The 12,635-nt window shown below is 42.8% G+C and carries 11 protein-coding genes, 2 tRNA genes and 1 pseudogene; 9 read left to right on the top strand and 5 right to left on the bottom strand.

The features are described from left to right. Positions 1 to 243, top strand: a pseudogene (locus tag JR005_RS03865) (cation transporter); the annotation flags it as partial. Between the two features lie 33 nt (positions 244 to 276). On the opposite strand, the gene JR005_RS03860 reads toward JR005_RS03865, so the two are convergent. The 5 genes from JR005_RS03860 to JR005_RS03840 form a co-directional block, all read right to left on the bottom strand. Then, complete coding sequence (locus JR005_RS03860; protein WP_120370144.1) at positions 277 to 615, bottom strand: zinc-ribbon domain-containing protein; 339 nt, start codon at positions 613 to 615, stop codon at positions 277 to 279. A gap of 97 nt (positions 616 to 712) precedes the next feature. Beyond that, positions 713 to 788 (bottom strand) — tRNA-Glu (locus tag JR005_RS03855). Between the two features lie 25 nt (positions 789 to 813). Next, a tRNA-Ala gene (locus JR005_RS03850) sits at positions 814 to 889 on the bottom strand. 57 nt (positions 890 to 946) lie between these two features. Then, entirely contained in the window at positions 947 to 2,455 is a 1,509-nt protein-coding gene (gltX, locus tag JR005_RS03845; protein WP_218665794.1) for a glutamate--tRNA ligase, read from the bottom strand. A 124-nt stretch (positions 2,456 to 2,579) separates the two neighbouring features. Beyond that, on the bottom strand, positions 2,580 to 2,873 hold the full coding sequence (locus JR005_RS03840; protein ID WP_004994395.1) for a hypothetical protein: 294 nt from the start codon (positions 2,871 to 2,873) through the stop codon (positions 2,580 to 2,582). 380 nt (positions 2,874 to 3,253) lie between these two features. On the opposite strand from JR005_RS03840, the gene JR005_RS03835 reads away from it, so the two are divergent. From JR005_RS03835 to JR005_RS03800, 8 genes are all read left to right on the top strand, one after another. Further along, on the top strand, positions 3,254 to 4,258 hold the full coding sequence (locus JR005_RS03835; protein WP_004991779.1) for a sulfate ABC transporter substrate-binding protein: 1,005 nt from the start codon (positions 3,254 to 3,256) through the stop codon (positions 4,256 to 4,258). Between the two features lie 338 nt (positions 4,259 to 4,596). Next, complete coding sequence (gene rsmH, locus JR005_RS03830; protein ID WP_218665584.1) at positions 4,597 to 5,508, top strand: 16S rRNA (cytosine(1402)-N(4))-methyltransferase RsmH; 912 nt, start codon at positions 4,597 to 4,599, stop codon at positions 5,506 to 5,508. 11 nt (positions 5,509 to 5,519) lie between these two features. After that, on the top strand, positions 5,520 to 5,852 hold the full coding sequence (locus JR005_RS03825) for a cell division protein FtsL (protein WP_004991776.1): 333 nt from the start codon (positions 5,520 to 5,522) through the stop codon (positions 5,850 to 5,852). 10 nt (positions 5,853 to 5,862) lie between these two features. Next, entirely contained in the window at positions 5,863 to 7,689 is a 1,827-nt protein-coding gene (gene ftsI / locus JR005_RS03820) for a penicillin-binding protein PBP3 (RefSeq protein WP_004991774.1), read from the top strand. An 11-nt stretch (positions 7,690 to 7,700) separates the two neighbouring features. Continuing rightward, positions 7,701 to 9,200, top strand: coding sequence for a UDP-N-acetylmuramoyl-L-alanyl-D-glutamate--2,6-diaminopimelate ligase (locus tag JR005_RS03815; RefSeq protein ID WP_218665583.1), 1,500 nt, complete (start codon positions 7,701 to 7,703; stop codon positions 9,198 to 9,200). Between the two features lie 11 nt (positions 9,201 to 9,211). Continuing rightward, positions 9,212 to 10,618, top strand: coding sequence for a UDP-N-acetylmuramoyl-tripeptide--D-alanyl-D-alanine ligase (locus JR005_RS03810; protein ID WP_218665582.1), 1,407 nt, complete (start codon positions 9,212 to 9,214; stop codon positions 10,616 to 10,618). Beyond that, positions 10,619 to 11,737, top strand: coding sequence for a phospho-N-acetylmuramoyl-pentapeptide-transferase (gene mraY, locus JR005_RS03805; protein WP_004991766.1), 1,119 nt, complete (start codon positions 10,619 to 10,621; stop codon positions 11,735 to 11,737). Positions 11,738 to 11,791: 54 nt separating this feature from the next. Beyond that, positions 11,792 to 12,595, top strand: a complete 804-nt coding sequence (locus JR005_RS03800) for a putative RNA methyltransferase (RefSeq protein ID WP_004991763.1) — start codon at positions 11,792 to 11,794, stop codon at positions 12,593 to 12,595. The last annotated feature ends 40 nt before the right edge of the window (positions 12,596 to 12,635 follow it).

Raw genomic sequence — 12,635 nt, 5'->3', positions numbered from 1 at the left:
GGTGTAGAAAGTATTCACCAACTGAAAGTTTGGGCAATTACATCCAAGAATGTACATCTTACGGTACATTTATTTGCACCACACGCGGATCGGAATCAACTCTATCGAAATGCTTATGAAATGCTGTCACATCAGCATGGCATTTCTGAAATTACCCTGCAAATTGAAGAAGATGAATGTGTTGTACATGAGCACGAACACGATACAACACATGATCATGAGACCCAAAGCCATTCACATTGAAATGGCTTTTAATTTCGATCAGTCAAGAATCAGTTAGATTTGCCATTCGTGATGGCATTCACGACATTTCCAGTGCTTTTGAGATTGCATGAATGCCTGCATGCTCAGTTTAAAGTTGGGTAGATCACGCCAAAACATGAGACCCGCACCTGCTGTGACCACAAAAACCACAACGGTTGCAATTTGTAGTTTTGGTCCTGCACCACTACCAAAAATCCACATGCCAATACTCATGAGGACTAAAAATAATAAAATAAAAATCGCAGGCAGCAAGATCACCAAACTTTTCGGAATCACTGGACGAGCAGATGTTCCACCTTGCCCGACAGGCATAATTTTAACACTTTGACATTTTGGGCAACGGTACTGCATAAATGCTCCAGAATTTTATTTTCTCTATTTTAACCAAGCGTAGCTCAAATAAAAACAATAAAAAAGCCGCTGTCTGTGCAGCGGCTTTTTAGAAATTTGGCGTCCCTACGGGGATTCGAACCCCGGTTACCGCCGTGAAAGGGCGATGTCCTAGGCCTCTAGACGATAGGGACTTATGAGGCAACACATTCTAAGATTTGGTGGAGCCAAGCGGGATCGAACCGCTGACCTCTACAATGCCATTGTAGCGCTCTACCAACTGAGCTATGACCCCAGTCTGTGTGAGCGCCATATTAGGGCTATTGTGTGAATGCGTCAATAAAAAAATCAATTATGCCTCATCAACTGCATCATTTTTCGGCAATTTTAGCGATTCATTGAGTTTTTCCCAGACTTTAAGCTCTTTTTTGCTTGGTGCACCTAAAATTTCTAGTGCGCGGCGCAAACGAGCAAAGGTTAAATCAGGGCCAATCGTGACCATAGACTGCATCACAGGTGTAGAACTGGTTGAACCTGCAATCGCAATAAAGAACGCAGGCATAAAGTCACGCAGTTTAATCTCCATTTGATTGGCTAAATCCATCAAAATCTGACTCACTGTCTCATTGTTCCACGTGAATTGGCTTTCCAGTCGCCAAATGGCAAACTGTAGGCTTTGGCGAACTTGTTCTTGTGACAGTTTTTTGCTTTCAAACATCTCTGCGGTAATATTGGGCATATGATTGAAATAAAAACCAGCCCAATTGACCGCTTCAGACAATAAATGAATTCGCGGTTGAATGGCAGCCGCAATTTCTTCCAATGTGTTGCGATCATTTTTCCATGCCAGTAACCGATCAAGCAGTTGTCCTGGTGTCAGGGATTTAATCCATTGACCATTGAGCCAGTTAAGTTTTTCTACATCAAAAATTGGCCCGCCTAAAGATACACGTTGAATATCAAAATGCTCGATCATTTCGTCTAAAGTAAACACTTCGCGCTCGTCTGGCATCGACCAACCCATACGACCCAAATAATTCAGCAAGGCTTCTGGTAATACACCAATATCTCGATAATAGTTAATCGAGGTCGGGTTTTTGCGTTTGGATAATTTTGATTTGTCAGGATTACGCAACAGTGGCATATGACACAGCACTGGCATTTCCCAACCAAAATATTGATAAAGCAATTGATGTTTCGGTGCAGATGGTAGCCATTCTTCACCACGTAACACGTGGGTAATTTCCATCAAATGATCATCGACCACATTCGCAAGGTGATAAGTAGGTAAGCCATCCGTTTTCAACAGAACTTGCATGTCTACTTGCGCCCAAGGAATTTCGACTTCACCCCGTAATAAGTCATTAAAACGACAAGTTCCTTCTTCGGGCACTTTCATTCGAATGACGTGCGGTTCTCCCGCAGCCAAACGCTGTTCAACCTCTTGTTTTGAGAGTTTTAAACCGCGGCCATCATATTTTGGTGTTTCACCACGCGCCATTTGTTCAGCACGCATTTGATCCAGCTCTTCAGCAGTTGCAAAGCAATAAAATGCATGACCTTTTTCAATCAGATCCAACGCATATTGCTTATAAATCCCCATGCGTTCTGATTGACGATAGGGTGCATGTGGACCGCCAATATCTGGACCTTCCGCCCAATTAAGACCTAACCAGCGTAGCGAATCCAAAATCATTTTTTCTGATTCAGGCGTAGAGCGAAGCTGATCGGTATCTTCAATACGAAGAATAAATTCACCACCATGTTGTTTGGCAAAACATAGATTAAACAAGGCAATGTAAGCGGTTCCAACATGCGGGAAACCAGTAGGAGATGGAGCAATACGCGTACGGACTTTCATCATTTAAAAATAAAATAAAAAAAGGAATTGGACTTAGTATAACGGAAAAAGCCTAGCGTCTTGACCATTATTTGAGTCAAAAATCGCGAGGCTTTTTGTGAAATTTAATCAGCTATAACAAAAATTAAGAATTATGCGGCTGAAAAAAAGACTGAACAAAACGAGAAAAACGCTGATGTTGAGTCGCAAAAAAGTTTTGGCTTGGTGCAACACGAATTGTGTTCAACATTTTAATTTCATCATCTGTCGTTGGTAATGACGAGAGATTACGTTTTTGTTGATCCAGTGCCTTTTCAATCAATGAATTTTTTTCATTCGGCTTGATTTGAGTGTCTTTAATGACGGCAGCAGTACTTAACTGGGAAAAAAGTCCCAAACTTAAACTTAAACCAAGTACTTTAATTAACTGCATTTTCATGCAAACATCCCCCAGCATGCATCTATTTTTATTGCTGAACTGCAAGTCTACAACAAATGTAAACTAAAATAATTACGATTCGGCTATAAATATATAATAAAAATGCGACTTATGTCACAATTTTTACAAAAGTATAAAAATATCAATCAAGATATCCCTTTAAGGATACTTAATGCTACAACTATCTTGTAACAAAGAAATATGAATAAAGTATGAAAAATTTTAAGCAAAGTCATTTTGCCTAAAATAAAGTGTATCAAATTATATATTTTCTAGTTTAGCATATAATGCGATATATTTCTGAAAATATTATATAAGTGTTTGATTGTAAAAAATTTATATTAAAATATAGTAAATAAAAACAAATTTAAGAGATGACAATGAATAAGATTTTATCCACAGTATTACTGGCATGGTTGGGGACAAGTGCAAGCGTAGTATATGCAGCCACTTCTTTTTTGAATGTATCTTATGACCCAACCCGTGAATTTTATCAGGAATATAATAAAAGTTTTGGTGAATATTGGAAAAAGCGTACAGGACAAGATGTCGACTTTAAACAATCACATGGCGGATCAGGCAAACAGGCGCGTGCGGTGATTGATGGTTTACAAGCCGATGTGGTGACGTTAGCACTGGCCAATGATATTGATGAAATTGCCAATGTGGGTTTAATCAAGAAAAATTGGCAAAAAGAGTTTCCCCATAATTCAGCACCGTATACTTCGACCATCGTTTTTCTGGTTCGCAAGGGCAATCCTAAGCAAATTAAAGACTGGAATGATCTGACCAAACCAGGTGTAGAAATTATTACACCAAATCCCAAAACAGGCGGAGCACCACGCTGGATTTATTTGGCTGCATGGGGTTATGCCTTGAAGCAGCCGGGTGGCAATGATGCCAAGGCACGTGAGCTCGTCAAAAAGCTTTATCATAATGTGAAGGTGTTAGACTCAGGTGCGAGAGGTTCCCTGACGACCTTTGCAGAACGTGGCATTGGCGATGTGTTACTGTCGTGGGAAAATGAAGCCTTACTGGCAACTCAGCAGGGTTCAGGTAAGGAGCAGTATGAGATTATTTATCCTTCTATTTCTATTTTGGCAGAGCCTTCTGTGGCGATTGTCGATAAGACCGTCGATAAAGATGGCAATCGTAATTTAGCCAAAGGTTATTTGAATTATTTATATTCGCCACTGGGGCAGGATCTGGCAGCGAAATACAATTTTAGACCACGTGATGCCAAAGCCGCAGCCAAATATGCGGGCAAGTTCCCAAAAATTAAATTGTTTACCATTGGAGATGTATTTGGCGGTTGGGCTAAAGCGCAGAAAACCCATTTTGTAAATGGCGCGATTTATGACCAAATCTCGGCAGAAAAACCTTAAGATTTGATATATAAAAGACTTTTCCATCATTATTTAAACCCACTTTTATTTTTCTTCCATAGAGAAAAATAAAAGGGACTCATGAATGAATTCTAAACAACCGATCTGAGCATTCAGGCTGAGATCGGTTTTTGTGTGAAAAAAATAATTTAAAATACATTTTAAAGCGTGTGGGGGGAGTAAAAACGAACATGTAGGCTTGATTTGTCTGCAATATTCTCCAAAAAACGGTTTTGCCCATGAAAAATAAGAATTCCCAACAAAAAGTCGTTTGGAGCTTTGCCAAAACAAGGTAATAATGTGCAGTTAAATTTTTAGCTTTTTATGATCTTGTCCTTATGTCACATATTTCCGTTTTACTTCATGAAACTGTCGATGCCTTACTGGCTGAACGTGATACGGGAATTTATGTAGATGGCACTTTTGGTCGCGGTGGGCATACGCGGGCTTTACTGGAAAAATTAGACGCCAATGCACGAGTTTATGCGTTTGATAAAGATCCACAAGCCTTGTCTGTTGCACATGAGTTAGCACAGCGTGATTCCCGCTTTCAAATTATTCATGCCAGTTTTGCTGATCTGCAAACTGAGTTGAATCGTATTGGGATTACTCAGGTGGATGGGATCATGGCCGATCTGGGCGTATCTTCACCGCAGTTGGATCAGGCAGAGCGCGGTTTTAGTTTTATGCAAGATGGCCCGCTCGATATGCGTATGGACAATTCGCAGGGACAAACCGCCGCAGAATGGTTGCTGGACATTAAAGAAGAAGACTTGGCCAATATTATTTATCAATATGGAGAAGAGCGCTATAGTCGTCGTTTGGCCAAAGCGATTAAACAGGCAGGGTACATCGAAACCACAGGTCAATTGGCTGAATTGGTCAAAACGGCTCATCCTAAATGGGAAAAACATAAGCACCCAGCGACTCGAACTTTTCAGGCGATTCGAATTGCCATAAATAAAGAGCTGGAAGATATTGAAATCTTTTTGCCTCAAGCGGTAGAGTTGTTAAAACCACAGGGTCGTCTAGCCGTGATCAGTTTTCATTCCTTAGAAGATCGTTTGATTAAACAGTTTATTCAAAAAGAATCAACGCTTGCGGAAGATACGGGCTGGGGTTTACCCCAAAAGCAGGTGGATACACGACGTTTAAAGAAAATTGCACGACTACGTGCCAGTGAAGAAGAAGTAAAATCCAATCCGCGTTCGCGTAGTGCGTGGCTGAGGGTTGCCGAACGATTAGTATGAAAAGGCAAATCATGGAAACAGAAGAACAGTTCCCGTCCGCGCGTAAAACGACTTTTAGGAAGGTTGTGACCTACGCAGTCTTGATCAGTCTGGTGTTTATTAGTGCCATGATGGTGGTGTTTCAGGTGTTTGAATACCGACATGATTATCGTGATTTAAGTACTTATATGCGTGAGAAAGATGATCTAAATGCAGAATGGGGACGTTTACTGATTGAGCAGCAAACTTTTGGCGCGACAGCACAAATTGGAACCCGTGCAGTTACCCAATTGCGGATGTTTTCTCCTCCCGCTGCACAAACTGTTGTAATTTCATTACCCATGACTCCAGAGCAAAAAAAGTAAGGCATGCTGTATGGTAGATAAGCGCATTAAGCAAACACGAAAAAAACAGCAGTCCATTACTGAAAAGCCCACCCTTGCTTTTGATATGTGGCGTTTTTATTTACTTTGGTTCACGGTATTCCTGTGTTTTGTGGTTTTGGTGACGCGGGCATTTTATGTTCAGGTAGTAAATAAAGACTTTTTACAAAATAAAGCCAATGCCAATATTTTGCGTACTGAACAGTTAAAAGCGATGCGCGGCGTGATTAGCGATCGGCATGGCGTACCTTTGGCGATTAGTACCCCGATTATGAATGTGGTGATTGATCCGCGTGATTATTTTGAAGCTAAAAAACAATATGAAGAGATTTCGGAAAAAATTAAAAAAGAACCCGAAAACGCGCGGCGTTTAAGACGAGAGCTGCCTGATAAGAATCTAAATCTGGATGAATTAGCAGATATTGTGGGTATGGATCGAGCCAGTTTAAAGAAAATGATGAATGACCGTCCTCGTTCACGTTATCTGGTGTTGAAAAAAGAAGTTCCGCCACAGCAGACAGATATCATTTCAAAGCGTAATTTTGAGGGTGTTTATACTGAAAAAAACTATAAGCGCTACTATCCACAGCCTCAGCCGAATGCACAGATTATTGGCCTGACCAATAATGATGGCAAAGGGATTGAAGGGCTGGAAATGCAGCTCAATAAACAACTCTCGGGAATTGACGGTGAGCAGAAAATCATTCGTGATAAACACGGCAATCGTCTCAAAATTTCAGAAGTGATTAAAGAAGTTCAGCCGGGTGAAAACGTTACCTTAAGTATTGACTCACGCTTACAATATATTATGTATCGTGAACTCACCGCAGCTGGCGTGGCCAACAACGCACGTTCTGCGTCTGCAATTGCAGTCGATGTGAAAACGGGTGAAATTTTGGCGATGAGCAGTTGGCCATCGTATAACCCAAATGACAAAAAGGGTCTGTCCAATAAAGATGCTATGCGTAACCGTGGCGCGATTGATATGTTCGAGCCAGGTTCTACCATGAAGCCATTTACTGTTTCAGCAGCGCTAGAAACAGGACAATACACCCCAAATACGATCGTCAATACTTCGCCGGGTTCGATGAAACTGGGTTGGCATACCATTCGGGATACGCATAACTACGGTGCATTAACGGTGAGTGGCGTAATTATTAAATCTTCGAACGTAGGTTCTGCCAAAATTGCCTTGTCTTTACCAAAAGATACCTTACCGACCTTCTTTCGTCGTGTTGGATTTGGACAACGTTCAGCAGTCAAATTCCCGGGCGAAAGTAGTGGTCTATTATTACCTGCTAACCGTCTAAATCCGTCACAATTGGGGACGATGGCCTATGGTTATGGTTTAAATGCCACCATTTTGCAGGTAGCACAAGGTTATGCCATGCTTGCCAATCACGGCCTGAAAATGCCTTTGAGCTTGCATAAGTTAGACGAAGTCCCTAAAGGCGAGCAGGTATTGTCGCCTAAAATAGCCGATGAAGTATTATTGATGCTTGAGCAGGTTACCATGCCAGGTGGTACGGCACGTCAAGCCAATATTCCAGGGTATCGTGTCGGTGGTAAAACAGGAACGGCGCATAAACTACGCGCAGATGGTAAGGGCTATTCTAATAATGAATATCGTGCACTATTTGCAGGGGTTGCGCCAGTCAGTGATCCGCGTCTGGCGATTATTGTTGTGGTGGAAAATCCACAAGGTCGTTATTACGGTGGTCTGGTGGCTGCGCCTGTCTTCGCTAAGATTATGCAGGAATCATTGCGGTTGATGAATGTTCCGCTAGATAAACCACTCGATACCCCAACCATTCAGTAATCAGGTGAATTATGTCGATTTCTTTTCAAGATATTTATACCAAAGCACTGGATATTGAATGGCTAAAACAGCCATTTTCTGGATTTAATTTAGATAGCCGCAAAGTTCAGACGGGGCAAATTTTTATTGCACTGACGAGTTATTCTCAACCTGGGAAAACCCTGAGCTTCGCGCAAAAAGCACTTGAATCTGGCGCTTTGGGAATTATTAGTGAGCAGCCTCTGGGGCTTGCCAATGAGTGGGTGTGTCCAGATGTGCGTTTGCAAATGGGTCGATGGCAGCGTGATTATCTGCAAAAAACCGATCCAGTAAAACCTGCGCGTATCCTTGCTGTGACGGGCACCAATGGTAAAACCACCATTTCACGTTTGATGGCAGAGTTAATTAGCCTGCAACAACAACGTTGTGCGGTGTTTGGTACGACGGGGAATGGTATTTTGCCGCATTTAAATCCATCGACACATACCACGCTGGATGCTTTGCAACTGCAAACCTTGTTGCATGACTATGCCAAACAAGGCGCGACTTTCGCTTCTCTGGAAGCCAGCTCGCATGGCCTTGAACAAGGGCGTTTAAATGGTTGTGACATTGAAATAGCCGTGTATTCAAACTTAAGTCGTGATCATCTGGACTATCATGGAACGCTTCAAGCCTACGCTGAAGCGAAATCTAGATTATTTGCATTTGAACAACTCAAAGTTGCGGTGATTAATTTAGATGATGATTACGCAGATTTAATGCTCAAGGTGGCAAAAAACAATCCCTCTCAACCTAAAATTTATACTTATTCCCTGCAAAATCAAAGCGCAGATTATCTGGTGCAGGCGGTCAACTATCAGTTGCATGGTGCAGAGATTCAATTGCGCAGTCCGCGTGGTATTTTCCAGATTCAAAGTCCGTTTTTGGGACAGTTTAACGTGGAAAATTTGATTGCGAGTCTGATTGCGGTTGAAGCTGCGGGATTCGATCTGACTGAATTGATTGGAACCGTGCCTAAGCTTCAAGGTGCGCCGGGACGGATGCAAGTGATTCGCGATGGTGAGCGTTTATTTGTGGTGGATTATGCACATACCCCTGATGCATTAACCCAAGTGTTAACCACCTTAAAACGACATGCTCGGCATCAGCTTTGGGCGGTCTTTGGTTGTGGCGGAGACCGTGATCGGGGCAAACGACCATTGATGACGCAAGCAGCATTGGAAGGTGCGGATCCTGTGGTATTGACTTCTGATAATCCTCGAACCGAAGACCCGAATCAAATCTTTGCCGATATGCGTGAAGCCGTAGATTTTAGCTTACATCATGTCTTTGAAATTCGAGACCGCCGTGAAGCGATTAAATTTGCCGTGAATGAAGCCAAAAATGGCGATATCGTAGTTATTGCGGGCAAAGGACATGAAAATTATCAAGAAATTGATGGGGTGCGACACTGGTTTGATGATGTCGTAGAGGTTCAGGCTGCAATCGATGCGCAGGCGCATTCAGTGCATAGCGCATATCCAGCACAATAGGTTTAAGTTTTATGCATACATCGACGACCAGTACGGTAGAGTTGACTCCATGGACGGCTGAACAGTTGCAACAGGCAACGCATGGTTATTGGTATCAAGATAAGCCGCCTACACAATCCATCAAACGGATTTTAACCGACTCGCGTCATGCCGAATCGGGCGATGCCTTTTTAGCATTGAAAGGTGAGCGCTTTGATGCACATGATTTTGTTGCACAAGTGGCTCAACATGGTTGTCAGGTGGCGATTGTTGAGCGTCCTATAGATGTTGATATTGCTCAGCTTGTGGTGCCAGATACACGTCTGGCGCTGGGTCATTTAGGTGCTTATCGTCGCGCCCAATATCCAGATTTAAAAGTCATTGCATTGACTGGAAGTAGCGGCAAAACCACGACTAAAGAAATGTTGGGCAGTATTTTCGGACTACTTGCACCGACTTTAGTCACTCGCGGTAATCTCAATAATGATTTGGGTGTACCGATGATGTTGCTTGAGCTCAAACCTGAACATCAATATGCCGTGATGGAGCTAGGTGCGAGCCATCAGGGTGAAATTGATTATACCTCTGGTCTGGTGCAGCCACAGGTGGCAGGGATTCTGAATATCGGGACTGCGCATCTGGGCGAATTTGGTGGACGTGAAGGCATTTGCCGTGCGAAATCGGAAATTTATGTGCATATTGCGCCAGAGGGTAGCTCGATTATCCCTGCAAATGATGATTTTACTGCGAAAATTCGTCAGGCTGTACAAACTGCGCAGCAACTTTCTTTTGGAGAAGGTGGTGATGTTTTTGCAACTGATATTAAACTTAATGCACAATCCAGTCAGTTTACATTACATACACCGCAAGGTCTCGCACAGATTCATCTGCCTTTTGCAGGTCTGCATAATGTAGAGAATGCGACTGCGGCGGCGGCATTTGCACTTGCCATTGGGGTTCAACTGGATGATATTGTGAAGGGGCTAGAACAGGCCAAAGGTGCAAAAGGTCGTCTGAACTTTATTCAGCGTAAGCAATATCTCTTTATTGATGATACCTATAATGCAAATCCCACCTCTATGCGCGCTGCGGCTGAAGTGTTAAGTCAGCAGATTGGCTTTAAAGTCATGGTCATGGGCGATATTGGTGAGTTAGGTGATGCAAGTGTGCAAGAGCATCATGATTTGGGACGTGATCTGGTCGATTACCCTTTGGATCTAATTGTCGCCGTGGGTGAGTTTGCTCAAGCGGCTTTACAAGGGGCTTCACACAGTGTTCATGCCTCAAAATTAAAAGCATTTGCAACGCAAGCAGACGCGCTGATTTTTTTAACGAATTTAATTCAACAACATCAACCCGAGTCAATGAGTTTCCTGTTTAAGGGCTCTCGTTATACCCACATGGAAACGTTGATGGCAGATTTGATGGAGAAACTCTAAATGCTGTTATGGCTATTTGAACATCTTGCGGGCTATAACAGTTCGTTTCAGGTGGTTCGATATTTAACCCTGCGTTCTTTACTCAGTATATTGACGGCACTGGCGATTGGCTGGTTACTTGGCCCTGTGATGATCCGTAAATTACAGGCACTCAAATATGGTCAGGCGGTGAGTTCTTACGCACCTGAAAACCATGCCAAAAAAATGGGTACACCAACCATGGGAGGCGTACTGATCCTCTTATCGATTGGGATCAGTACTTTGCTTTGGGCGGATTTATCCAATCCTTATGTCTGGATTGTGCTTGGAGTCATGGTGGTCTTTGGTGCCGTGGGCTGGGCGGATGATTGGATTAAAATCCGTTATAAGGACAATGCTGGTTTGCCGGCACGTAAAAAGTTTTTCTGGACATCGCTGGCTTCACTTGGAGCAGGGATTGCATTGTATGTGATCGCGATTCATCAGCCGAATCCGATTCATACTGCGAACATGCTGGATTTGTTGATTCCATTTTTCAAAAATCTATCAATTCCATTATCCGCAGTACCTTTAGGCATTGCGTTTATTATTTTCACCTACCTTGTGATTAACGGTGCATCTAATGCAGTCAATCTAACCGACGGTCTGGATGGTTTGGCGATTATGCCGATTGTGATGGTTGCCGCAGGTTTGGGGGTGTTTGCTTATCTGGCGGGTGATATCCGTTTTGCCAACTATTTGCATATTCCTTATGTCAAATACACTTCTGAACTGGTGGTAATTTGTTCCGCAATGGTCGGCGCGGGCTTAGCTTTTTTATGGTACAACGCACATCCTGCTCAAATCTTCATGGGTGATGTCGGTGCATTGGCACTCGGTGCAATGCTGGGTACGATTGCAGTCATGGTACGTCAGGAAATCGTGTTTGCGATTATGGGTGGCGTATTTGTGATGGAAGCGATTTCTGTCTTCCTGCAAATTGGGTCATTACGCATGCGTAATAAACGCGTGTTTTTGATGGCGCCGTTGCATCACCATTATGAAAAACAGGGTTGGAAAGAAACACAGGTGGTGATTCGCTTCTGGATTATCACCATTATGCTGGTGGTTTTAGGTCTAATGACTTTAAAATTACGTTAAGCTGAAAAACTCAAAAAGCCAGCAAAGCTGGCTTTTTTTATATGAGAGAAAATCATGAGTGTGTTGATGTGTCCAGTGTGTCGTCAGGCTTTAAATTTGATCGGGCGCACATGGCGATGTGAGCAAGGGCATAGTTATGATCTGGCCAAACAAGGTTATGTAAATTTACATGTGGTTCAACACAAACACAGTAAAACACCCGGAGATACGCCTGAGTCTGTATTGGCACGTCGTCTTTTTCTATCCGAAGGTTTTTACCAGCCTTTACGGGATGCAGTCGTGGTTCAATTGCAGCAACTGCAATTGCATACATTATTGGACATTGGCTGCGGCGAAGGCTATTACACGTCTGCAATGCAGCAACAAGTTCAGCAATGTATTGGGCTAGATATTGCAAAAACGGCAGTTCAACATGCGGCCAAGCTTAACGCTCAAGTGACTTGGGTGGTGGGGACAGGCGCAACCTTACCTGTACTTGATCAAAGTATTGATATTTGTACCAGCTTATTTAGCCCGATTCCGAAAGATGAAATTTTAAGAGCCTTAAAACCAAAAGGTTATTTATTGGTGGTGACGCCTGCGCCTGAGCATTTATATGCGTTGCGTGAAGCGCTATTTGATGAAGTAAAACCCCATCAGCCCAATAAGTTTGTTGAGCAATTACAGTCCGATTTTGAGTTGGTCTTGCAACAACATGTCGAGAGCCAGTTTGATTTGGATCAGGATCAGTTGAAAAATCTGATTGCAATGACACCCTATGCCTATAAAGCCAAGCCTGAAAAAAGACAGCAATTGGAACAGCAAACCCAGTTTGAACTTACAGCGCATTTTCAAATGTATCTTTTCCAAAAGAAATAAAGCCATCTTGAAAGATGGCTTTAAGACAAGTCTAACGGAT

Source organism: Acinetobacter sp. Colony158, from assembly GCF_019264745.1.
Classification (GTDB): domain Bacteria; phylum Pseudomonadota; class Gammaproteobacteria; order Pseudomonadales; family Moraxellaceae; genus Acinetobacter; species Acinetobacter ursingii.
The sequence above is the reverse complement of the archived record's forward strand: the minus strand, read 5'-3'. Positions and strand labels throughout refer to the sequence as shown.

Bases quoted from the DNA above. Each gene is read 5' to 3' on its own strand.
- JR005_RS03835 (WP_004991779.1), top strand. From the start codon at position 3,254: ATGAATAAGATTTTATCCACAGTATTACTGGCATGGTTGGGGACAAGT.
- gltX (WP_218665794.1), bottom strand. From the start codon at position 2,455: ATGAAAGTCCGTACGCGTATTGCTCCATCTCCTACTGGTTTCCCGCAT.
- JR005_RS03810 (WP_218665582.1), top strand. From the start codon at position 9,212: ATGCATACATCGACGACCAGTACGGTAGAGTTGACTCCATGGACGGCT.
- JR005_RS03840 (WP_004994395.1), bottom strand. From the start codon at position 2,873: ATGAAAATGCAGTTAATTAAAGTACTTGGTTTAAGTTTAAGTTTGGGA.
- rsmH (WP_218665584.1), top strand. From the start codon at position 4,597: ATGTCACATATTTCCGTTTTACTTCATGAAACTGTCGATGCCTTACTG.
- JR005_RS03800 (WP_004991763.1), top strand. From the start codon at position 11,792: ATGAGTGTGTTGATGTGTCCAGTGTGTCGTCAGGCTTTAAATTTGATC.
- JR005_RS03860 (WP_120370144.1), bottom strand. From the start codon at position 615: ATGCAGTACCGTTGCCCAAAATGTCAAAGTGTTAAAATTATGCCTGTC.
- JR005_RS03825 (WP_004991776.1), top strand. From the start codon at position 5,520: ATGGAAACAGAAGAACAGTTCCCGTCCGCGCGTAAAACGACTTTTAGG.
- JR005_RS03815 (WP_218665583.1), top strand. From the start codon at position 7,701: ATGTCGATTTCTTTTCAAGATATTTATACCAAAGCACTGGATATTGAA.
- ftsI (WP_004991774.1), top strand. From the start codon at position 5,863: ATGGTAGATAAGCGCATTAAGCAAACACGAAAAAAACAGCAGTCCATT.
- mraY (WP_004991766.1), top strand. From the start codon at position 10,619: ATGCTGTTATGGCTATTTGAACATCTTGCGGGCTATAACAGTTCGTTT.